Origin of the sequence: Gluconobacter japonicus (assembly GCF_002723975.1) — a bacterium.
Lineage (GTDB): Bacteria > Pseudomonadota > Alphaproteobacteria > Acetobacterales > Acetobacteraceae > Gluconobacter > Gluconobacter japonicus.
This window is the reverse complement of the sequence record NZ_BEWO01000012.1, coordinates 1-22499: the sequence shown is the minus strand read 5'-3', so window position 1 is coordinate 22499 and position 22499 is coordinate 1. Positions and strand designations below refer to the sequence as shown.

Sequence of the window (22499 nt, the reverse complement as noted above, 5' to 3'; positions counted from 1 at the left end):
TATCAGACCCCGCATTGGAAAGTTTTTATTCTTAGTGTGTCAATTTCATATCATATAATTTCTGACTCTAAATTGTCACCCGTTGCAATTTCGCAACATGAGGAATTATGACCGTCCAAGCAGCGATGCCAAAGCTGGCCAGAGTTCTGCCTGCTCCACAGCACTGACCGTAAAACGCAGCATGGTGGACGGCGCCTGCGTAGATGAGAAAAGCGTCCCCGGCGCCAGCAACATGCCTCCTTCAGATGCTGCCCGCGCAACGGTTTCTGAATCCTGCCCACAATCCGCCCAGACAAAAATGCCAGCCGGCGGCAGGTATGGCACGTTCAAACCACAAGTCGTCAGGACATCAACGCATTGCTGCCGGGCCTGATTGACCTTTTGTCGCAGCCTCAGCAGATGCCGTCCGTAATGCCCCTCTCTCAGTAGTCGCGTCATGACATTTTCCCCAAGTTGTGGCGTAGAGAGGCCCGCCAGAAGCTTGAGATCAATCAGACGGACCACCAGATCCGGCCTCGCGGCCAGAACGCCCACCCTCAGCCCGGCGGCCAGTGTCTTGGCATACCCCGTAACGAGAATGACGCGTTGCAGACGGTCCATGGAGGCAAGACGGATGGCTGTGCCATCATGGAAATCCGCATAAGTGTCGTCTTCCAGAATCATGAAATCATGCTTCTCAGCGAGACGAAGCACGTCATGCGCAGCGGCGGCTCCGAGCGTGTAACCCGTCGGATTATGGACCACACTGTTGATGAGAAAGAGCTTGGGACGATGCTCCGCAGCCAGTCGCTCCAGAACCTCCAGATCCGGACCTTCCCGCCTTCTCGGAACACTGATGATCCGGGCGCCATAAGCTGCGAGACGTCCAAAAATCAGAGGCCAGCCGGGGTCTTCGACCAGAACCGTATCGCCAGGCTGAACCATCAACCGAAGTACAAGATCTATCGCATGCGTCACACCCGAAGTTGTCATCAGATGATGATCCGGATGTGCCGCTATGCCTTGTGCACCCAACATCGCAGCGATGTGTTTACGCAAGTGCGGGCTTCCCTGCGGATGACCGTAATGCAAAAGCCCCTCGACATCCGAACGGGCACTGGCCCGGATGGCACCCGCCACAAGATCAGCATCCAGCCAGTGCTGTGGCAAAACACCTGATGCCGCTGTGAGCTTTACGGACGTTCCGGTTCCAAACATTTCACGCAGGAGCCATGTCACATCCAACCGGGAGGGCTCGGTCTGTTCCTGTACGACAGCCTCTGCCACAACAGGGAGATCCACGGGTGGTCGCACGAAATATCCAGCACCCGGCCGGGACAGGATCAGCCCCCGAGCCTGAAGACGCTCATAAGCCTCTATCACCGTATAACGGCTCAACCCTGCGCTTTCTGCCATTTTACGGACAGACGGCAGACGACTGCCCGGCCTGAGCATATGCGCTTCGATCCGCCCGACCAATTCGGCTTCAAGCTGTTCAACCAGAGTTCTGTCCGCCCCACGAACAGGTTGCCACACAGGCAGCATTCCGGATGAAGCGATGGAAACTGGCATGGTCAAACCTCCGGTACAGTCTGAAAGAATATCGTCAGATTGTACCGGTACTGTTCCGGTAGCAACTGTCATAGTCTGCAGGACGCTCCCGTCTGCAACAGGAAATTCCGTCATGCCGACTTACTGGCAGGCTTTCGCGCCGCTCGTTCTCTTCACGTTTGTCGCCTCCGTAACGCCCGGACCGAACAACATGATGCTGGCCTCATCAGGGCTGACACATGGCTTTCGGAAAACCATTCCGCACATGCTCGGCGTGGCACTCGGCTTCGTCGTGATGGTGGTTCTGCTCGGGCTGGGTCTGGGAGGCCTGTTTGAACATGCACCATGGTTTTATGTGGCTTTGAAATATGCCAGCGCAGCCTACCTGCTCTGGCTGGCCTGGAAGATTGCCACGTCATCTTCCGCACCAGAAGCCAAGAGCAAGGGTCAGCCGATCACCTTTCTACAAGCGGCCGGATTTCAGTGGGTTAATCCGAAGGCGTGGGTCATGGCGGTAGGGATCATTGCAGCTTACGTTCCCAAAGAAGGATTCTTCTTCAACCTTGCCATCGCGAGCCTGATCTGCGGCATCGTGAACTTTCCATCCGTGGCACTATGGGCCGGGTTTGGCGCAGGCATGAGACGCTGGCTGCATCGGCCCCTGCTGCTGAAAAGCTTCAACTATACGATGGCCCTGCTTCTGGTCGCGTCCCTCTATCCGCTGGCGTTCGAAACAGCGTCACACTGATACTCAGGCTACCAACGGATAATGACAGGCCACGCGCCGTCCCACTCCACAGGGTTGGAGACTGGGGCGGTCCGTCGCACATTTCGGCTGCGCGATCGGGCACCGTGTGTGGAAGCGACACCCTGACGGTGGATTGACCGGGCTGGGAACGTCGCCCTTCAACGGTGGCGGCAAAGGACGGTCCGGTCGCGGAACAGCATCCAGAAGAGCCTTTGTGTAAGGGTGCGCTGGACGATCCAGAACCTCCAGTCCGTCGCCTTCCTCCACGATGCTGCCCAGATACATGACCGCAATCCGGTCCGCCATCTGTCGGACGACGGACAGATCATGGGAAATAAAGACGCACGCTACGCCCAGCGATGCACGCAGATCCCGGAACAGATTCACGATCTGCGCCTGAACCGACACATCAAGCGCGGAGACAGGCTCGTCCGCCACCAGAAGATCCGGGCCCAGTACTAGCGCACGGGCAATGTTCAACCGCTGCCGTTGCCCACCGGAAAATTCATGCGGGTATCGATCAGCCACCGAACGGGCCAGACCCACCTGATCCAGCAAGTCGTCAACGCGGGCACGAATGTTTTTACGACCATGAATCCGCAGAGGTTCGGCGAGAGACTCCCCTACCGTTCTGCGCGGATTAAAAGCCGCAGAGGAGTCCTGAAAGACCATCTGCATCCGCGCACGCCACGGCCGCAGCGCATGGTCTGACAGGCCGGAAATCCGGTGTCCGTCAAACAGCACCTCACCCGATGTCGGCTGGGTCAGACCAATCAGCGTACGTCCCAAAGACGACTTGCCACAGCCAGATTCCCCAACCAACGCCAGCGCCTCCCCCCGGTGCACCTGAAGCGACACATCCGAAACAGCGTGCAGCACACGACCGCCGCCCAGTTTGTACTGTTTCTCCAGCCTCCGAGCTTCAAGAAGAACATTCATACTGCGTACAGGACACACGCTACGCGCCGTCCTTCCTCTGTTTCGATCAATGCGGGCCGGACTCCACAATCCGGTCGCACAAAGCCGCATCGCGGGGCGAACACACAGCCGGACGGTCGATTTTCCGGGGTAGGTGGCTGTCCGGGAATGGTTGGAAGCTGCTCCGGCCTTGGCCCTTCCAAGGGCGGAATGGCGGCTAAAAGAGCTTGTGTATAAGGATGGAGCGGACGGTCGAGAACATCCCGCACCGGACCACGCTCCACTACCAGCCCGGAATACATCACCGCCACATGCGTGCAGGCCTGCGCAACCACGCCCATATCATGGGTAATAAGCATCACGCCCGCGCCCTCATCCCGGATTTCTCGCAAAAGCGTTAGGATCTGGGCCTGTACCGTCACATCAAGCGCCGTCGTCGGCTCGTCCGCAATCAGCAGATCGGGCGAGCAGGACAACGCCATGGCAATCATCGCACGCTGCCGCAGACCCCCTGAAAGCTGATGGGGATAGCGCTTGGCCGCCATAGCCGGGTCGGGCACGCCCATTCGCCCCAGAAGCTGCACCGTCCGGGCGCGTGCTTCCCGTCGGCTCCGAGGCTGATGCAGCCGGATCTGCTCATCAATCTGCGCCCCGATGGAACGAACAGGCAGAAAAGCCGTCATGGGGTCCTGAAAGATCATAGCAATCCGGGCGCCACGCAGCTTTCGCATGGATTTGTCCGGCAGCCCAACAAGATTCTGTCCGGCAAACACGATCTGACCAGACGCATAAAGGCCCGGTAAAAGCCCCATGACACTCATTGCCGTCAGACTTTTCCCAGAACCGGATTCCCCGACCACACCCAGCGCTTCTCCGGCCTGCACCTGAAAGGACACGCCTTCCAAAAGACGTCGACCATCTGGCAGATCCAGCTTCAGGTTCTGAATATCGAGCAAGGAGTCAGCGCCCATATTGCCCCTCCCTAATGCGGGGATCCAGCAACGCATAAATTCCGTCTACTAGCGCGTTCGCAATCACGACAAAGATCGCGGCATACATAACCGTTGCCATGATGAGCGGCAGATCAAGTGTGGCGAGAGCCTGATAGGTCAGCCGCCCCACGCCCGGCAAAGCGAACACGACTTCAGTCAGCAACGCCCCGCCGCCAAGAAGCTGTGCGAAATCCAGCCCGAAGAGCGACACATAGCTTAACCACGACAAACGCAAGCCGTGCCACAGCCAGACACGAACAGGTCCCGCTCCCTTGGCGCGAGCGGTACGAATGGAGTCCTCACCCATGGCGGACAGCAGTTCCGAACGAAGAATGCGCGCGTATAACCCCATAAAAGACACAGCCAGCGTCAGGGACGGCAACAGCAGGGACCGCGCCCAGCCAAGCGGATTTTCCGTAAGCGGTACATATCCCAATGGCGGCACCCAACGGAACATCCACGTGTCATGCCAGCGGCTCTGCGTGAACAGGTTTACGACTTCGCCAAGCCAGAAGACCGGCATGGACAAGCCAATCAGCCCCAACACCATCATAAACCGGTCCACCCAGCTATCGCGCAGCACGGCGGAGACAATTCCAATTCCCAGCGACCCCATGACCCAGAAGAACGCTGCCCAAAGCACGAGCGATAAGGTCACGGGAGCCGCAGAGGCTACTTCCGGCACGACTTTCTGACCATGGTTGACGAAAGACGTCAGATCGCGACTGACGAACAGCTTCTCCATCATGCGCACATATTGAACGGGCAACGGCCGATCGAACCCGTATTCCGCCCGCACGCGTTCCATAACCTGGGGGCTGGCTCCACGCCCGGCGATCCGCGCCGTCGGGTCTGCCCCCGGCGTGGCGAAGAAGATGCAGAATACCAGAACGGAGATACCAAAAATAACGAGAGCCATCTGGCCGATACGGGACAAGAGCGCTGCGATCATCGGCCTGCTCCCTTCGGGTCCAGATAATCGCGCAGAGCATTTCCGAGAATGTTCAGGGCCAAAACGGTGATGACAATCGCGACACCTGGAGCAATCGCCACAATCGGACGCGTATAGAGCAACCCTTCGCCATCCTGAATCAATGTTCCCCAAGAGGCAGCAGGAGCCTGCACGCCAAGAGACAGAAACGACAACGCCGATTCCGCCAGCAGACAAAGCGCCATGACCAGAGGCGCCAGAACAACCATGGACGGTGCCAGATTGGGCAGGATTTCACGTCGGAGAATACGAAAATCAGAGGCACCCATACCCCGCGCTGCCGTCACGAATTCCGCCCGTGACAGACTCAGAACGCGGGCGCGCAGCGGGCGGGCAGCATAAGGGACATAAACCAGCGCAATAATGCCAATGGGAATCAGGAAGCTGTCAGCACCAAGCGTCACGAACCCCAAGTGAATCCCGTGGCCGACCGTGACGACAGAAAGGGAAATGGCAAACAGGTAAACCGGAATCGCCCAGAGAATATCCAGAAGCCGGGACAGCAGAATATCCACCCAGCCACCAAAATATCCCGCACAGATTCCGATACTGCCCGACAGGCAAAGACACAGGAACGCCGCGGCTGACGCGATGAGAAGCGAGCTTCGCCCCCCATAAAGAAGACGGGACGCCACATCCCGTCCTTGAGAATCCGCGCCCAGACTGTAGGCGCGTCCGGTCCAGTCCGGTCCCAGTGGGGTCAAACCAAGGTGAAGCGAATTGTCATTGGGTTGCATGAGGTCAAGTGTCTGCCCGTGACGCATAGTCGTCCCGGCGACATTGGAAGAAAACGGATCTACGCCCACCATCCGCGCATAAAGGGGCGCAGACAGGCTGGCCAGAACAACGAATCCCAGTGCCACTATGGCGAAGACAACGTCCCTCTTCACCGAAAGGGTACGGACCATTCGCAAAAAACCGTTTTCCCCCACGCGCACTCCCATCCAATGACCTGTTCAGCATTCCGTTCTAGCTGACCATTCAGGGAAGAGAAGAGCCGTGAGGAAAGAAACGTGATGTGTGAGTTTCAGACCGGCTTCAAAACAGTCCGGGCGTGCTGGGCCACACGCCGCCGCAGGGCAGAAATATCCGCTACTGTTTCGTTATGCAGCGCACGAACGCTTTCATGGGCTGCATAGAACCGACGTGCGCCCGTCGTGCTGACGAGGATGGCAACGCCAAAAAAAATACCGTTGATTTCGATAACCGTAGAACCAAGCATGATGTCGAACCTTCAGGCGCCCGACATGTCTGTGCTGTCGGGAAATTACGGAAAGAGGGAAAGAGGTTTCCGGGCGGCGGAACCATGGCAGCACGACGGCTGCCAGCTACACATTCGACACATCATGGAGATGCCCTTCTTATGGAGGTCGATGACGCACCCTCTTAGGCAGGAAAGGATCTGAGCGTCAATATACAACTTTTAACAATAGACATTTGGGGTATAAATATTTTATATAACATTTTGTTATCGTTGTTATGCTGAGAAATTCGAGCCTGCCCTTTTTCAACTCCTGTGATACAGAAACGACATGAACAAAAAGGTCGTGTCTTCCCCCGCTCCGTTTGAAGGTTATGCCGCTCCACGTGGCAGAGTTTATAACTCCTTTCTGGAAACTGTCGGGGGCACGCCGCTCGTTGCCCTCCCCCGTCTGACAGAGCAGGAAAAGCTGCACGGACGGCTGCTTCTCAAGCTTGAATTTTTCAACCCCCTCGGCTCTGTCAAAGACCGTATCGGCGTTGCCATGCTGCGGGATGCGGAAACGCGCGGCCTCATTACACCAGGCCGGACCGTCCTTATTGAACCCACTTCCGGCAATACAGGCATTTCCCTTGCTTTTGCCGCCGTGGCGCTGGGCTACCGCCTGATCGTCACCATGCCGGAGAGTGCCTCTACCGAGCGTCGGAAGATGCTGCGTCTGATGGGCGCGACAACCGAACTCACTCCCGCCAATGATGGCATGGCTGGCGCCATCCGCCGCGCGGAAGAACTGATGGAAACACTTCCGGACGCCTGGATGCCGAGCCAGTTCGAGAACGATGCCAACCCTGCTGTTCATGAGCAGACTACAGCGCTCGAAATCTGGAATGATACCGCCGGACAGGTGGACATGGTTGTGGCCGGTCTTGGCACGGGTGGCACTGCGTCCGGCATTGCGCATGGACTGAAGAAATTCAGCAAAGCCATCAAGGTCATTGGTGTGGAACCTCGAGAAAGTGCGGTTCTGCATGGCGATGAGCCTGGCCCCCACGGCATTCAGGGTATTGGACCAGGTTTCCAACCCGACACACTGGATCTGCGTGCGCTTGATAGCGTCATTGAAGTTTCTGAGCAGGAAGCTCTGACGACAGCCCGGCTTTGCGCCGCCGTAGAAGGTATTCCCATCGGGATTTCTTCCGGTGCAGCCCTTTATGCGGGCATGTCTCTAGCCAAGAAGGCGTCCAATCGTGGCAAAACCATTGTCGTGATCGCGCCATCCTTTGCGGAGCGATATCTCTCCACACAGCTTTTTGACGGCCTTGCATAATCACATTATTATATAGTTGTTTTATTTAATACTGATCTATGTTCGTTATTAATCCAGACATTCAATCCTGATCGGGAATCGTCCCCGGTCAGGCTTCTGGAGATCACGGGCATGAATCTTTTTTCCGGCCGCGCTACTGCTCTGGACCTTACGGCAAGTGCTCGCGCATTCGCTTTTCAGCGCTCTTCCGAAGAAACGGTTCTGGCCGCTGAATTTCACCGCATCAAAGAACATTTCACGCCGCTTCTCGTGCCCGGACTTTTCAATTCCGGCCCACATCACTGGCAGACCCGGTGGGAAAGCGCCTTTGGCCTCACACGCCTGTACCAGACGGATTGGGAAAACCCGACACCCGAAGATTGGGACGCATCCCTGACGAACGCAATTCAGCAGGCCGAGAAACCCGTCCTTCTAATTGCACACAGCTTGGGAGCAGTTCTGACGACCCGTTGGCTTGCGCGCCATGAGACATCCCAAGTCGCGGGCGCCTTTCTTGTCGCGCCAGCGGATATCGAACACACGACACACCCGGAAGCCGCCCGCATCCGCGCTTTTGCGCCTTTACCTGAAATGCCGTCGCCTGTTCCCACGGCCTTAATGGCGAGCCGGAATGATCCGTGGCTCTCAAGCGAACGTGCCCGGATCCTTGCCAAACACTGGCATGCAGAGTTCACGGATGCCGGCCTCACCGGACATGTCGGTAGCGACGATTTTCTGGGTCTCTGGAGCCACGGCGCGAAGACCCTTGTCTCCTTCGTTCACCGCCGCCTTCAGACGTTTTAAGAGCGCTTTTCTTCCGGCTTCCATCGGTTGAGGAGAAGCGAATTGCTTACAACCGAAACCGAGCTCATCGCCATGGCGGCTCCTGCGACTATCGGGTTCAACAGGCCCAAAGCTGCCAGAGGCAGACCCAGAAGATTGTAGATGAACGCGAAGAAGAGGTTCTGACGGATCTTGGACAGCGTCGCCCGAGACAGGGAAATCGCATCCAGAACGCTCGTCAATTCGCTCTTCATCAGCACGACATCCGCTGTGTCCAGCGCAACGGCTGATCCAGTACCAATGGCAAAACCAACATCCGCAGCAGCCAGCGCAGGCGCGTCATTGACACCGTCCCCCACCATCCCGACAATTCGTCCCTCAGCGCAGTAGCGCGCTACGCCTTCCGCTTTATGCTGCGGCAGGACACCAGCCAGATAATCGTCCACACCGACCTGCCGCGCCACAACTGCGGCGGCCCGCTCATTATCGCCCGTCAGCATGACAACCTTGATGCCACGTGCCTTGAGAGCCGCAACCGTTGAAACAGCATCGGGGCGGAGAGTGTCTCCCAGAGCAATAATCCCCAGAAGCTGACCACCCGTCGCAACCGCGATGACCGTCTGTCCTTCGCTTTCCAGATCATTCACTGGCAGGGGCGTCAGGTCATATCCGGCATCAGTGAGATAGTGAGGCGATCCAAGAAGCGCAGGCTCACCTTCAAGCTGGGCTTCGACCCCAAGCCCCGGGATGGCCTTGAACCCATCCACGCTCAGAACCGTCGCATGATGCGCCATTCCATGATCAACAATCGCGCGGGCAAGCGGATGTTCTGAGTTCTGCTCCAGGGACGTTGCCACGGCAAGAAGTCGATCCATGGAAACACCAGATGCCGGATGCAGGCATGTCACGCTGGGCCGTCCCTGCGTCAGGGTTCCTGTCTTATCGAGAATGATCGTCGACAGTTTTTCCGCACGCTCCAGTGCATCAGCATTCCGGAACAAAATCCCATTCTGCGCCCCACGACCAGTGCCCACCATAATGGCGGTCGGGGTCGCAAGCCCCAGCGAGCAAGGACAGGCAATGACCAGCACAGATACCGCTGAAACCAGACTCCACGTCGCAGATCCCGTCACGGCCCAGCCGATCAGGAACGTCACAACAGCAAACGCCACGACGACCGGAACAAAGATACCGGACACACGATCCGCAAGCCGCTGCACATTAGCTTTCGACCCCTGCGCCTGCTCAACCATACGCACAATCCGCGCGAGCGCCGTATCAGAGCCAACCCCGGTCGCTTTGACCTTCAGCACACCATTCGCGTTGGTCGTGCCGCCAAAGACGTCACTTCCGGTCTGCTTCAGAGCAGGAATACTTTCACCAGTCAGCATGGCTTCGTTGACGTCCGAAGAGCCGTCCAGAACAGTTCCATCCACCGGAATGCTCTCACCGGGCCGAACAACAAACACGTCTCCGACGTGCATATCCGCGACCGCCCGATCAACCAGAACGCCATCACGCTCCACATGTGCAGTCTGCGGCTGAAGCTGTAACAGGCTTTCAATTCCTGCACTCGTACGCACCTTGGCGCGTGTTTCCATCAGCTTACCCAGAGAAATCAGGGTAATAATCGCGCCACTCGCTTCAAAATAAACAGGCTGGTCCAGCCGGAACAGAACAACAATCGCGCTGAACAGATACGCAATGCTCGTTCCCAGAACGACCAGCACATCCATATTGGCCGATCCGCCGCGCACAGCATTCCAGGCCCGGCGATACAGATGCGCCCCGCAGACAAACTGCACCAATGTGGCACTGGCAAACTGCACGGCCACCGGCACGGTTTCCATCCGCCCCAGCAACATCCCGAACATTTCAACGAAGAGCGGCAGAGCCAACACGAACGTCAGCAGGAAGCGGTTACGCTCTTTCCGCCAGACGGCCGCACGTTTTGCTTTCGGATCTTCGCGCTGATCTTCATCAAGCCGGGTCGCACCAAAACCCGCTTTTGTAATTTTGGACGCCAGATCTTCTGGTGTCACGATGCCGGGAATATAGGTGACGTGGGCGCGTTCCGCCGCATAATTCACGCTCCCCTGAACGGAGGGAATGCGGTTCAGCACTTTTTCAATCCGGGCGGCACAGGCCGCACAGGTCATGCCGGTAATCGCGAAATCCACGCTCTGTTCATCAACGGAGAACCCGGCTTTACGAACAGCAGCGACAACAGTCCCAACGCTGGCCTCCGGTCCGTCAAGATCAACCTGAGCCCGCTCGGACGCAAAGTTGACGGTTGCATGAACGCCGCTCTGCCGGTTCAACACTTTTTCGATCCGGGCCGCACACGCTGCGCAAGTCATTCCACCAACTGGAAAACTGATTGTCTGGGCCATCTGAACATCTCCTGAGCGGGCGAGAGTCGCGACACTGGCGGCTCCGGAAAACGAAAGAAGAGTATACCCCCATATGGTATTATGGAAGAAGCTGAATCGTCATGCCCTGCTGCGAAAGAAGAGCTTCCCGATCATGAAATCGCTTCAGATCTGAATGATGCGCCACACTTATGAGGGTTACCTCCGGCAGAAACGCAAGGAGGCGGGTATAAAGAAGCGTCTCATTCTCTGTATCTAACGCCGATGTCGCTTCATCCAGAAAAAGCACCGTGGGCCTTGCCAGAAAAACGCGGGCAAAGGCCAGACGCTGCTGCTCGCCAGGGGAAAGCACATCCCTCCAGACGGCATTCTGATCCAGCTTTGACACGAGCCCATCCAAATTAGCGGCTTCGAGAGCAACCTCGCATGCAGCCCGGTCATACCGATCTGGTGTCGCCGGATAACTGAGGGCCTGTCGAAGCGTACCCGTTGGAACATAGCTTCGCTGCGGGAGGAACATGGCGTCCCTCATGTTGAACGAGACACGTCCCGTCCCATAAGTCCAAAGTCCTGCCAACGCCCGCAGAAGCGTACTTTTCCCCACCCCGGACGACCCGCCAATGATCCAGCGACTTCCTGCTGGAATTGTCAGATCCCCAATGCTGGCAAGTCGCGATCCATCGGCACGATCAAGCACCAGATCCCGGATTTCGATCTGTCCCTGCTCTGTCGGCACACGAACAATGCCACCTTCAGGACGATCCGTTACAATGCGCTCGAACTCGCTAAGACGCTGCAGGATGGAGCGGAGCGTCGCGAGGTCCGTGTAATTTTCAATGAACCATTGCAGGCTTCGACGCACATTCATGAACGCCGAATTGATTCGGGAATACAGACCGAACGTCAGCGTATGCGCCAGCAGTTTCGGGATCAGCAAAGCCCACAGGACAATATTGATCCCACCCGTATAAAGCTCGACCACGGTATTGGCGCGCCATGTATAGGCCATCACGCTGCGCCAGTTGGTCGCAATCCGCTGCAAACATTCCGAAAGCCGAAAGTGTTCGGCGCCCTCACCGCCATAAAAAGCAATCTGTTCCGAATTACGCCGCACATCCAGCAGAGCTGCACGCAGATCGGCATCGTAATGCTGCTGGCGATAATTGGCGCTGACGAGCGGGCCGCCCGCTTTTTCCAGAACCAGAGAAATGAGCAGAATGGAAATTGTCGTCCCGAAAAACATGTAGCCCGGAATGACGATGTGCCAACCCTGCCAGACAAAGGACAACGTGCCCCCGATGGTCCACAGAACGATCGCAAAGGATAGGAAAGTCGTCACAGCCTGAATGGCGTCCAACCCCAGACGCAGTGTCCATACCGACATCTGCGCCAGATCATCCGCGATACGTTGGTCGGGGTTATCGGCCCGGTTTTCTCCGTGTTCCAGATGATAATACGCATTCTCGGACAGGTATTTTCGCAAATAAACCCGCGTATTCCACAAACGCCAGCGCATGGAGAGCACCTGCGTCATGTACCGCTGGATGACACGCATTCCTGCACTCAAGCCCATCATGACGACATAGATCGGGATAAGCGCAATACAGGCTGCAACTTTATACGCGAACATCGTATCGAAAAATATCTGGTCCCATTTTCCGAACCAGACCGCGACCTGCACATCCAGAAACGACAGGCCAATAATTCCTGTCAGAAGCCCCAAAGCCTTCCAGCGATCTTCCGACCGCCAGTAAGGCAGGAGAACTTTCCAGTCTGAAAGAGAATGCGCGGGTGTAGGGTCTTCAGTATGAGCCACGAAGCGTTGCCATGAAACTGCGGGGAGCCGCTGGGAAATTGAACTGCCAGACACCGCTGGCACGCTCGTAATAATAGCGGTTGGTCAGGTTATAGGTGTTGAGCTGGAGTTTCAGATGTTTGTTGAAGCGATATCCGATCACGCTGTCGAGCGTCATATACCCCCCCTGAACCGTCGTTGCATAACTGCCACGAAGATTGCTGTAAGCATCCAGCCCGACACCAAAGCTCAGTCCTTTCAAGCGCCCTTGCTGCGCATTGTAATGCACCCAGGATTTGAACATGTGACGCGGTGAGAAAACCCCTCCGAAATCAGACACTTTCGGATTGGAAACCTTGGTATCAAGATATGTGTATCCAATAGACACATCGAGCCCAGGAATGATCTGTCCGTCAACCTGCGCTTCCCAGCCCTGTCGACGAATGGGCCCTGTCGTGATGTAAAAGCTTGTGTGATCGGGGTCCTGAACGGGTTGGTTGACACTTTCCATACGGAAAAGCGCTGTCGAAAAATTCAGACGACCGTGGAAATACTCGCCCTTGAAACCTGTCTCGACCTGATTGCCCTGCTGAGGCGTCAGACCTTCTCTATTGTAAGTCAGCCGTCCGACAGAAGGCGTAAAAATACTGGCGTAGCTGGCATACCAGGAAAGGTTGGGTGTGATCTGATAGACAGTTCCCAGATACGGCGTCAGCTGACCGTGAATATTGGCGGTTGTCTTCCATGGCCCCTCTGGAGAAGGACTGGCATCCCGCGTTTTTTCGGAGAAACGCGACACCCGCCCACCAAGGATCAGGGACAGGTGACGGGTCACTTCAAGCCTGAGCTGCCCATAAAAACCCCATTGATAGGCATTGTCATCCGTTCCTTCCGCACCGTCCGCCGCATTATAAGTAATGCTACCCGCAGGAGGCGCCTTTACAACCGCCGTATTGTTAATACTGACATCCGAGTACTCCGTATCCGACGTAACGGCGCCATACCCGACATGCGTATTATAAGAGTTGTAATTAAAACCCAGCAGCAGGTGATGCGTGCGGTGCAAAAGCCGGAAACTGCCCGTGGCATAGACATCCGCTGACCGGGACGTATTGGTTCCCCGGTTCGGAAAAGTCCCACCATCCACATAACTTGTCAGGCCCGTCCGCACATTCGGAGGTGTATCTGGAGAGTTATAGGACGTGTTGTAACTTTGGTCGTAAAAGGTCCCGCGGGCAGTGACTGTCCAATCCCCCCAGAGCTTCTGCGTCAGGGACGCAATCGTCTGCTGGGTCATATAATCACTGTAACCCCAGGGTGGCGTCGGATTTGCATCCCTGCCACCATACCAGAGGGTACGTGTCGTTGTGACGGGAAGTCCGTAATAAGGCGCATCAATATTCTGCTTCTGCGCCGCATGAGACACCAGAAACGTGGTGGACGGCGTGATATCCCATTCCAGCACACCATAAGCCTGCCAGCTTCGGTTATGGGAATATTTGTAGAAGTAATCATTATCCTGAAAGAGATCAGCCGTCCGGAACCGTAATGTTTTGGAGCGGTTGAGCGGAACGGTCAGATCCATATCCGCACGGTAGTTATTGAAGCTGCCCACAGTAGCATTTCCACCCGCGGCGAATTCCTTTCCGGGCTTCTTTGTAACCTGATTGACCACGCCACCAGCGCCGCCCGCGCCTTGCAGCAAACCGGCTGACCCGCGCATGACCTCAATCCTGTCATACATGGAGAGGTCAAAACTCGCGTTGTTCAGCGTTCCGGCCGCATTGGGCGTTCCGTCAATCGACGTTGTGAGCTGATAGCCCCGTGAATAAAAATTGCTGTTGGCCGTTGATGCTGGCAGCACGCGAATTCCGTTTATCTGACGCATGGCATCCGTCATTGTCAGCATGTTGGAATCTTCCATGCGCTGCTGAGTAATGACGGAAATCGAGTGTGGAATATCCTTCAGGGCAACAGGTGTTTTCCCCCACGCTTCTACAGCGGGAGCTGTATAGGAGCGGGACGTTCCGTAGACGTGCAGATTTTCCGTTCCGCCGTCCACAGCGGACGTCTCATCAGCGTTTCCTGAAGCGCTGGCAGCCGAAGACTGAGAGGAAGCAGAAAGATCAGCGGGCTTCCTGCATGTCTGTGCAATTTTAGGCCCTGTTCCCCGAGCCTCGTGGCAACGGGACACTTTCTGACGACCTTTTTCGCTCAGCTCTGAGGCCTGTACATGGGGAATACTCCCTATCACCAGAGTTCCGCAAATAAGGGCCGAGCCGGAAACAGAAAAAAGAGCGGACCGCCGCAGCGTGTTTACACTGTGGTGCTCCATGAAACCTGTCCAGGAATGATAAGACTGCCGCATGATCTGTTTCACTTTAAGAATATTATTCTGCGACATGACACCCGGTACTGGTTTCACCTGTTGAACCGGATGACTGTCTATCGCGCACCCTCAGGAATGAGAAGGCAGACGCACGCTATGGAACTGCATCAAAGCCTGTCTCTTCAACGGCTTCGCGCAGACCTGCCACGGTTATGACAGCCGGATCATAGGCAACCGCCACCTGACCACCATCCAGAACGACAGCCACGGCGGAAACACCATCGACACCCTCCAGCGCCTCGCGAAGACGCTTCGCACATCCTTCACAGGACATTCCCTCAACCGTCAGATGTGCTGTCTGTGTCATGACTTTTTGTCCCCCGATGCTCAAACATCCCTGGAATTCTGCGATTCCATTATACCCCCTTTGGGTATGTACTTTTTCCTTAGGCAATTCAGAGAGCATTTTGAAATTAAAATCGTTAATGGAACGAATTAAAATTTTTATACGGTGGGTGGGTATTCATCAAAAACACATCTCACTGGAAATCGCTCTTCCATTTATTCCCCGCCCGGGTATAGGATTGAGCCATACAAGGCAGACAGAGAAAATCGAACTGTCTGTCTGGAACAGGGATCTGAGATGCTCAGAACGCATACCCGGAAATGGCTTGGCCTGATCGCCTGTCTGCTGATGCAGATAGGGCTGATGGCGGGAGCATTCCCGGCACATGCCGCAACCAGAACCCACGTCATGACCATGGCGCACTGCGCATCTATGACACAGCAGACCACTGTTCGTTGTGACCAGCATGATATGCGGGCCATGATGTCAGAAGCGCCGTCCCATCATCATGACAGTCACGGGCAAGGCTGCTGCCATATCCATACGGCGTCGGCAGAGCCTGCTCTGACGCTCGCGCATCTGACACCGCTTCCCGCTCAGATCGCCATTTCCGGACGTTTCGTTCAGACCGGCCATCCGTCCTTGTCTGGTACAGACTGGATTCCGACACCTCCGCCTCCCAAACTCCTGCTGTCCTGAAACGTCCCGATCCGTAAGCGTTCTGATCTGTCGTGGGTCTGAATACGCTACGGTTTTCCTGCACCGTTTCCCGGTTTTCAGCATATGCACAGTTTTTCCAGCCTCGCACGCGGCCTGACGCGTCGTCGCTTCGTCACAAGTCTTGGCGCCGGGGCCTGCCTGAGCACCCTGCCTCAACAGGCCAAAGCAGAAGGTCGCCCCTCGTCCGGCTGCCTGCCCGCAATGCCGTCCAATACATGGGACCTGAAGGTCAGCCGAACGCATGTCTCTCTGGATGGAAAGTCCATGCATGCGCCCAGCATAGGAGGCAGTATCCCCGGCCCCATCCTGCGCTGGAAACAGGGCGAGACGGTCACTCTGAACGTTCGGAATACGCTGGATGAAACAACATCCATCCACTGGCACGGCATTCGTGTCCCAGCGGATATGGACGGCGTACCCGGTCTCAGCTTTGCAGGAATCCCGCCCGGCGAAACCTTCACCTATCGCTTCCGGCTGCATCAGAGCGGTACCTACTGGTATCACAGCCATTCCAACATGCAGGAAGCAATGGGCCTGTATGGCGCGATCATCATTGACCCAATCCGGCCTGACCCAAATGCCTGTGACCGGGATTATGTCGTCTTTCTGGGGGAATGGACCGATGTCATGCCCCATGACATTGTGAACAATCTCAAAATGCAGGATGACTATTACGTCTTCCGTCAGCGCACAGCTGCGTCCTTCCCCAAGGAAGCCCGTGAAGCCGGAAGTGCCATGGCTGCGCTGAAAGACCGGCTTGCCTGGTCCCGGATGAACATGGCCGCGACCGATATCGCGGACGTGTCCGGCATCATCTATACCTACACGCTCAACGGCCATGCCCCGGACATGAACTGGAACGGTTTGTTCCGGCCCGGCGAAAGGGTGCGTCTGCGGTTCATCAATGGCGCCACCATGACGCTGTTTGACGTCCGTATTCCGGGTCTCGAAATGCTGGTTGTCCAGGCTGATGGAAATGACGTCGAGCCGGTTCCGGTCGATGAATTCCGGATCGGGGTAGCCGAAACCTACGACGTCATCGTACAGCCGAAGGAAGACCGCGCGTACACGATTTTTGCCCAGAGCGAAGATCGGACAGGCTTTGCCCGCGGAACGCTGGCCCCTCGTGTCGGCATGAGCGGTCTGATCCCGCCCATGGATCCCCGCCCTGTTCGCACCATGGTGGATATGGGCATGGGAAACATGAAGCCCGGGGAAAGCATGGATCATATGTCCATGCCCGGCATGGACATGAAGGAGATGGATCACATGCCTATGGCAGGCATGGACATGAGCCATATGGGGCACATGGCCATGCCAAAAATCGAAGTGGACGATCCCGGCCCGCCTCCGATCAACGTGGAAAACCAGAACGTCGCCATGATGCCTATGGACCGGACGGGCAGCCCGGGGGACGGTCTGGAGAATAACGGCCGTCGCGTCCTGACCTACAAGCAGCTTCGGGCAACACGGCCCGGCGCGGACCCGCGCCCCCCCTCACGGGAAATCATCCTGCATCTGACTGGGAATATGGAGCGCTATATCTGGGGCTTTAACGGCCGTAAATTCTCAGAATCCGGCCCGATCAAACTGAAGAAAGGCGAGCGCGTCCGTTTCACGCTCATCAATGACACGATGATGGAACACCCGATCCATCTGCATGGTCTGTGGAGCGAGCTGGAGAATGGGCAGGGAGACTATCGCCCCTACAAACACACCATCATTTCCCAGCCCGGCTCCCGCATGAGCTATCTCGTGACGGCAGATGTCCCCGGCATGTGGGCCTATCACTGCCACCTGCTGTACCATATGGATCTTGGGATGTTCCGCACTGTGGTGGTGTCATGAGGGCCGCGTTGACAACCGCACTGTTCCTGATGGCTGCGGGGACAGCAGGCGCGGAAGACACCATGCAGTATCACGCCGCAGACGCTCCCGTTCCAGGCTCCGTCACGCATCTTGGCAACATCATGCCCGTCATGATGGATCAAAGCAGTTGGTTCCACGGTATTCTAGAGCAGGCGGAGGGACGTTACGCACCATCCGGAACCGATTTCCGATGGGATGGTGAAGTCTGGTACGGCACGGATTATGACCGACTCTGGATCAAGTCCGAAGGCACCTTGGAGAAAGGTCGCTTGAGCGACGGCCAGCAGGACGTTCTCTATAGCCGTGCCATTTCGACATACTGGAACCTTCAGGGCGGCGTACGCGTCGATCTGGATGATGGCCCGACACGGACCTGGGGCGCCTTCGGTATTCAGGGACTGGCCCTGTATCAGTTCGAGTTTCAGGCCACAGGCTATGTCAGCGATCGGGGACGGTTCGGCGCGCGCATCGAAGGGTCTTACGACTTTCTGCTGACCAACCGCCTCATCCTCCAGCCTCAGGCCGAGTTCAATCTTTACACGAAGTCAGACCCGTCTCGACAGGCAGGCGCTGGCCTGTCGGACGTGGATGCCGGTCTGCGGCTTCGGTACGAACTCTGGCGCAAATTCGCCCCGTATGTGGGCGTCACCTACTCCGGCCATTTAACGCAGGCTCGCAGAATTGCGCGCGATCAGAACGAACAGCCCGGTTCGGTCCGCTTCAGCCTTGGCATCCGAAGCTGGTTTTGATTTTCACATCTCTCAGGAGTTTTCATCATGACAAAAAGCCTTCCCGCTCTCGCAATCCTGCTCTTTGCAACAGCAGCCTATGCTTCCCCGACACCAATGCCCAAGCAGCCCTCAACAGCGCCGGCAGACCCGCTTGCAGGTCTGAGCATGGATCAGCAGATGGAACTGTGCGATCGCCTTGAGACGCTGAAAAAGCAGAACAAACCGCTTTCGCCGAAGATGCAGCAACAGTTCAAAGCATGTCAGGCCATGACCATGGACTCCATGCCTGAGACGGCACCCGACGCCACACAGGACCGCTAAACCCTTCCCAACCTCCGAAGAGGCGTCAGCGCATCATCCGGCGCACGACCTGCAACAGTTCGTCGATCGCCTCTTCGCCCCCATCCGCCTGTACGGCCTTTCGGACGCACCCATTGGCGTGCGTGGACAAAATTTGAATGGATACGCCATCCAGTGCAGACTTGATGGCCGAGATCTGCGTCAGAATATCAACGCAATAACGGTCTTCCTGAATCATATTCAGAACACCACCAACCTGCCCCTCAATCCGACGAATACGGTTCAGGAGTGCTTTTTTCTGAGGCTGCTCAACGCGCTTTTCTCCGGATGTCTCAGACGTGGCACAATGGATGCACCCTTCTGCCGGAAATTCGTCTTCGTTTGCTGTCAAAGCACTCATGGGGCACAGTTCCTCTACACTCGGGCCAGAAGGTGCATAGCACCCCCTTGCTCCTTCCGGCCATGCCGGAAAAAGAGACATGCCCGTAATCTCAAATCCAGCTGGCTCTCTCCCTTTTGAAAAGACAGGATAAAAAGAACCCGGATCTTAAAAAGAAAGATGTGGATGCAATTAATTCTCATCTTTCCCTTTCCGCTGCTGCCAGATGGGCTTATCTAGTGTTCAGCCAGCCTTTCGAAAAGAACGCTGGGGCGCATTAGGATATGAAGTTGATGTGGTCTCTGGATACGCTTCCCAAAGGGAATTACGCCATTATTGATCGTGTTGAAGAGCGGACCGCTGCCGATCCGATCAGTGCGCGCCTGTGTGAGCTTGGTTTTGTTCCCGGGGAAAGCGTTAAGATCGTTGCCACTGGCCCGGTTGGCGCAGACCCCATTGCCGTATCCCTCGGAACCTCGCGTTTTGCTCTTCGGAAAGGGGAAGCTGCCCGAATCATGCTTCGACGTGCCGTCTGACACGTTCCATGGCTTCTCCAGCACAAGCGTTACGCGCAGATTCCACATTACATATTGCACTGGTCGGAAATCCCAACTGCGGCAAGACTTCTCTCTTCAACCAATTAACCGGAAGCCGGCAGAAAGTCGCGAACTACGCAGGCGTCACGGTTGAGCGGAAAGAAGGCTTCTTTTCTACACCGCAAGGCAAATCCATCCGGGTCCTAGACCTTCCCGGTGCTTACAGCCTTTCCTCAACCAGCCCAGACGAAGATGTCACACGCGATGTCTGCCTTGGGCGACATCGTACGGAGCCTCGCCCGCAACTCCTGATCGGCGTGGTGTCCGCAACAAATCTCCGCCTGCATCTCCGCTTCCTGCTGGAACTCCGTGAGCTTGGCGTGCCGATCATTGTCGCCCTCAGTATGATGGACGAGGCCAAACGCAATGGCATGACCATCGATATTGCGGGGCTTGAGCGCGATCTGGGGCTGACCATTGTCCCGGTCATCAGCCTGCACCGGCAGGGTGTACAACCACTTCTGGAAGTCCTGGATCACCCGGTCCCCGCCCCTCCGGCCCCCTTGCAGAATGGCCTGGATATTCACGCAGAAGTACGCAGACTGATTCAGACCTATGTCACAGACCGCTCCGCAGGGCAGGAAAGACTGGTCGATCGTATTGACCGCTGGTTCCTGCACCCTGTTTGGGGTCCGGTCATCCTGCTCATTGTCCTGTTCGTCATGTTCCAAACCGTCTTTGCGTGGGCTCAGCCCCTCATGGACGCTCTGGAAAGTGGCATTACCCTGCTTGGCGAACTGATCCTCAGGCCATTGCCTGATGGCGTTCTGAAAAGCCTTCTGGCTGATGGCGTCATTGCCGGTGCGGGCACGGTCATCGTGTTCCTCCCGCAGATCCTGATTCTTTTCCTCTGGATTCTTGCTCTAGAGGAATCCGGCTATCTGCCCCGCGCCGCATTCCTGCTGGACCGTCTGATGGCTCTTGCCGGGCTGAGCGGCCGGTCTTTCATTCCCCTGCTATCGAGTTTCGCCTGCGCCATTCCTGGCATTATGGCCGCACGGACCATTCAGAATCCCCGGGACCGGCTGGTCACAATCCTGATTGCTCCGCTGATGACGTGTTCAGCACGTCTTCCGGTCTACACGCTTCTGATTGGCGCGTTCATTCCGCACAAAACAGTTCTGGGGATTTTCGGGCTTCAGGGCCTCGTCCTGTTCGCACTGTATGCGGTCGCCATTGTCAGTGGCGTTGTCGCGGCACGCATCATGACGCGTGGCGTAAAGTCCGAAGAGCATCCGCTCCTTCTGGAACTGCCCCCCTATCGCCGTCCCAACCTCAAGAGCCTCGCATTGGGGCTTTGGCAACGTGCGGTCATGTTCCTGTCGCGTGTCGGGACGATTATCGTGTCTCTAAACGTCCTGCTTTGGGGGCTCTCAAGCTTCCCCCTTCCCCCGCAGGGAGCCACAGGTGCAGCCATTGATTACAGCCTGGCAGGGCGCATTGGCCATCTCATGTTGCCGGTTTTTGCCCCGATAGGGTTCAACTGGCAAATCTGCGTCTCGCTTATTCCTGGTCTCGCCGCGCGCGAAGTCGCAGTCAGTGCACTGGCGACGGTGTATGCGCTCGGCGTTAGTGAAGAAGCAGCCCCAGAAAAACTGCTCCCCCTCCTGTCGAGCCAATGGAGCATTGCCACTGCTTTATCTCTGCTGGCATGGTATGTTTATGCGCCCCAGTGCATTTCCACATTAGCTGTGATGCGCAGGGAAACCCGATCCATGAAGGTCGTTATAGGTGCAACCACCTACCTTTTCGGGCTGGCATATCTGGCTGCGTTTATCGTTTACCACCTGACCAAGGCCATCACAGGAGAAGCATGATGATTGAAACGATCATTGCCGTGCTGCTTGTCTCCCTTGCAGCGCTTTACTGGTACACACGCCTCTTTCCTACAGGATGGAGAAGGCTCAAAATGTCCATGGGTCTTGCAACCAGTGTTCCCTCCCCCTCACATGCCAAAGGCTGTGACAACTGCTCTGCATGTAGCGGAAAATCTGGTGGTTGCCATTAAATCAGCCCCCGGAAGGGGACTGAAGACAGATGGTCTATAATGGCCTGACGAAAGAGCAGACGAATTATTTTACGTCCCTTTTTCCAAAGAAGGTCGTACAAATCAGCTTAAGAACTGAAAGCGGATTGCAGCACACTGTGGCAGATATCCGAAGTGCGGCAGATCGGCCACAGTGTGCTGCAATCATCAAATTATACCGATGACTTCTCAGTCTAAAGATCAAACCGGGCATTAAGGGAAACTGTACGAGGAGCACCTGAAAACAGGTTTCTATTCCCCCGACTCATCCAATAACGAACATTCCCAATATTTTCGACAGCGGCCCGCAATACAACATGGTGGTTCGCAATTTTCATACTATACGCTGCACCGACATTGCCCACGATATAAGATGGCAACCGCACCGTATTGCCTGCATCCAGCCAACTGCGTGAAACATAATTAAATCCGGCGTTGACACTCAAACCCCGCACGGACTTCAGCCGGTATTCTGCATTGAATGCTGCCTGAAAGGGAGCAACTGCTTCCAGCTTATGATTTTGATAGCCCGCTGCAGCCTGAACATATCGTGCATCCAAATAGGCT

At 56.3% G+C, this 22499-nt stretch carries 22 protein-coding genes; 10 read left to right on the top strand and 12 right to left on the bottom strand.

Annotation, left to right across the window (positions count from 1 at the left end):
- Window positions 1–105: 105 nt before the first annotated feature.
- A complete protein-coding gene (locus tag GJA01_RS09560) occupies window positions 106–1551 on the bottom strand; it encodes an aminotransferase-like domain-containing protein (protein ID WP_062503527.1) in 1446 nt (481 codons plus the stop codon).
- Between the two features lie 112 nt (window positions 1552–1663).
- Between GJA01_RS09560 and GJA01_RS09555 the strand changes: the two genes are divergently transcribed.
- The gene (locus GJA01_RS09555) at window positions 1664–2278 is read left to right on the top strand and encodes a LysE family translocator (protein ID WP_062503488.1); all 615 of its coding nucleotides are present in this window, start codon (window positions 1664–1666) and stop codon (window positions 2276–2278) included.
- Window positions 2279–2281: 3 nt separating this feature from the next.
- Here GJA01_RS09555 and GJA01_RS09550 read toward each other — a convergent pair whose 3' ends face one another.
- The 5 genes from GJA01_RS09550 to GJA01_RS09530 all read right to left on the bottom strand — a co-directional run bounded on the left by GJA01_RS09550 (window position 2282) and on the right by GJA01_RS09530 (window position 6401).
- On the bottom strand, window positions 2282–3217 hold the full coding sequence (locus GJA01_RS09550) for an ABC transporter ATP-binding protein (protein WP_062503490.1): 936 nt from the start codon (window positions 3215–3217) through the stop codon (window positions 2282–2284).
- On the bottom strand, window positions 3214–4167 hold the full coding sequence (locus GJA01_RS09545) for an ABC transporter ATP-binding protein (protein WP_062503492.1): 954 nt from the start codon (window positions 4165–4167) through the stop codon (window positions 3214–3216). The genes GJA01_RS09550 and GJA01_RS09545 overlap by 4 nt, the downstream gene beginning before the upstream one ends.
- Entirely contained in the window at window positions 4157–5140 is a 984-nt protein-coding gene (locus GJA01_RS09540) for an ABC transporter permease (RefSeq protein ID WP_062503494.1), read from the bottom strand. The genes GJA01_RS09545 and GJA01_RS09540 overlap by 11 nt, the downstream gene beginning before the upstream one ends.
- Entirely contained in the window at window positions 5137–6087 is a 951-nt protein-coding gene (locus GJA01_RS09535) for an ABC transporter permease (RefSeq protein WP_062503528.1), read from the bottom strand. Before GJA01_RS09535 ends, GJA01_RS09540 begins: the two co-directional genes overlap by 4 nt.
- A gap of 119 nt (window positions 6088–6206) precedes the next feature.
- On the bottom strand, window positions 6207–6401 hold the full coding sequence (locus GJA01_RS09530) for a hypothetical protein (RefSeq protein WP_062503496.1): 195 nt from the start codon (window positions 6399–6401) through the stop codon (window positions 6207–6209).
- A gap of 310 nt (window positions 6402–6711) precedes the next feature.
- Here GJA01_RS09530 and cysK point away from each other — a divergent pair, with 310 nt between their 5' ends.
- Window positions 6712–7707, top strand: coding sequence for a cysteine synthase A (gene cysK, locus GJA01_RS09520; protein ID WP_062503500.1), 996 nt, complete (start codon window positions 6712–6714; stop codon window positions 7705–7707).
- Between the two features lie 111 nt (window positions 7708–7818).
- Window positions 7819–8490, top strand: coding sequence for an RBBP9/YdeN family alpha/beta hydrolase (locus tag GJA01_RS09515; RefSeq protein ID WP_062503502.1), 672 nt, complete (start codon window positions 7819–7821; stop codon window positions 8488–8490).
- On the opposite strand, the gene GJA01_RS09510 is transcribed toward GJA01_RS09515, so the two are convergent.
- The 4 genes from GJA01_RS09510 to GJA01_RS09495 all read right to left on the bottom strand — a co-directional run bounded on the left by GJA01_RS09510 (window position 8487) and on the right by GJA01_RS09495 (window position 15332).
- On the bottom strand, window positions 8487–10862 hold the full coding sequence (locus tag GJA01_RS09510; protein ID WP_062503504.1) for a heavy metal translocating P-type ATPase: 2376 nt from the start codon (window positions 10860–10862) through the stop codon (window positions 8487–8489). The genes GJA01_RS09515 and GJA01_RS09510 overlap by 4 nt on opposite strands.
- 79 nt (window positions 10863–10941) lie before the next feature.
- Entirely contained in the window at window positions 10942–12657 is a 1716-nt protein-coding gene (locus GJA01_RS09505; RefSeq protein WP_062503506.1) for an ABC transporter ATP-binding protein/permease, read from the bottom strand.
- A complete protein-coding gene (locus GJA01_RS09500) occupies window positions 12644–15040 on the bottom strand; it encodes a TonB-dependent siderophore receptor (protein WP_062503508.1) in 2397 nt (798 codons plus the stop codon). Before GJA01_RS09500 ends, GJA01_RS09505 begins: the two co-directional genes overlap by 14 nt.
- Before the next feature lie 79 nt (window positions 15041–15119).
- Window positions 15120–15332 (bottom strand): heavy-metal-associated domain-containing protein, encoded by a 213-nt coding sequence (locus GJA01_RS09495; RefSeq protein WP_062503529.1) that lies wholly within the window; start codon window positions 15330–15332, stop codon window positions 15120–15122.
- 276 nt (window positions 15333–15608) lie between these two features.
- Between GJA01_RS09495 and GJA01_RS09490 the strand changes: the two genes are divergently transcribed.
- The 4 genes from GJA01_RS09490 to GJA01_RS09475 all read left to right on the top strand — a co-directional run bounded on the left by GJA01_RS09490 (window position 15609) and on the right by GJA01_RS09475 (window position 18952).
- Window positions 15609–16010 carry a hypothetical protein gene (locus tag GJA01_RS09490; RefSeq protein ID WP_062503510.1) on the top strand — a complete coding sequence of 134 codons (402 nt, stop codon included), beginning with the start codon at window positions 15609–15611 and terminating at the stop codon, window positions 16008–16010.
- Between the two features lie 84 nt (window positions 16011–16094).
- The gene (locus tag GJA01_RS09485; RefSeq protein ID WP_062503512.1) at window positions 16095–17879 is read left to right on the top strand and encodes a copper resistance system multicopper oxidase; all 1785 of its coding nucleotides are present in this window, start codon (window positions 16095–16097) and stop codon (window positions 17877–17879) included.
- Window positions 17876–18649: a copper resistance protein B gene (locus GJA01_RS09480; RefSeq protein ID WP_062503514.1), complete on the top strand. Its 774-nt coding sequence runs from the start codon at window positions 17876–17878 to the stop codon at window positions 18647–18649. The genes GJA01_RS09485 and GJA01_RS09480 overlap by 4 nt, the downstream gene beginning before the upstream one ends.
- Before the next feature lie 27 nt (window positions 18650–18676).
- Entirely contained in the window at window positions 18677–18952 is a 276-nt protein-coding gene (locus tag GJA01_RS09475; RefSeq protein ID WP_062503516.1) for a hypothetical protein, read from the top strand.
- Window positions 18953–18977: 25 nt separating this feature from the next.
- Here the strand turns inward: GJA01_RS09475 and GJA01_RS09470 are convergent, their stop codons facing one another.
- Window positions 18978–19331 (bottom strand): metal-sensitive transcriptional regulator, encoded by a 354-nt coding sequence (locus GJA01_RS09470; protein ID WP_010503891.1) that lies wholly within the window; start codon window positions 19329–19331, stop codon window positions 18978–18980.
- 263 nt (window positions 19332–19594) lie between these two features.
- On the opposite strand from GJA01_RS09470, the gene GJA01_RS09460 reads away from it, so the two are divergent.
- The 3 genes from GJA01_RS09460 to GJA01_RS09450 are packed head-to-tail and all read left to right on the top strand — an operon-like array spanning window position 19595 to window position 21914.
- Complete coding sequence (locus tag GJA01_RS09460) at window positions 19595–19846, top strand: FeoA family protein (RefSeq protein ID WP_034880933.1); 252 nt, start codon at window positions 19595–19597, stop codon at window positions 19844–19846.
- 8 nt (window positions 19847–19854) lie between these two features.
- Window positions 19855–21723, top strand: coding sequence for a ferrous iron transporter B (feoB, locus tag GJA01_RS09455; protein ID WP_062503518.1), 1869 nt, complete (start codon window positions 19855–19857; stop codon window positions 21721–21723).
- Entirely contained in the window at window positions 21720–21914 is a 195-nt protein-coding gene (locus GJA01_RS09450; protein WP_253783238.1) for a hypothetical protein, read from the top strand. The genes feoB and GJA01_RS09450 overlap by 4 nt, the downstream gene beginning before the upstream one ends.
- Before the next feature lie 212 nt (window positions 21915–22126).
- On the opposite strand, the gene GJA01_RS09445 is transcribed toward GJA01_RS09450, so the two are convergent.
- Window positions 22127–22499: TonB-dependent receptor domain-containing protein (locus tag GJA01_RS09445; protein ID WP_169925633.1), on the bottom strand; the 373-nt coding region annotated here is incomplete at its 5' end.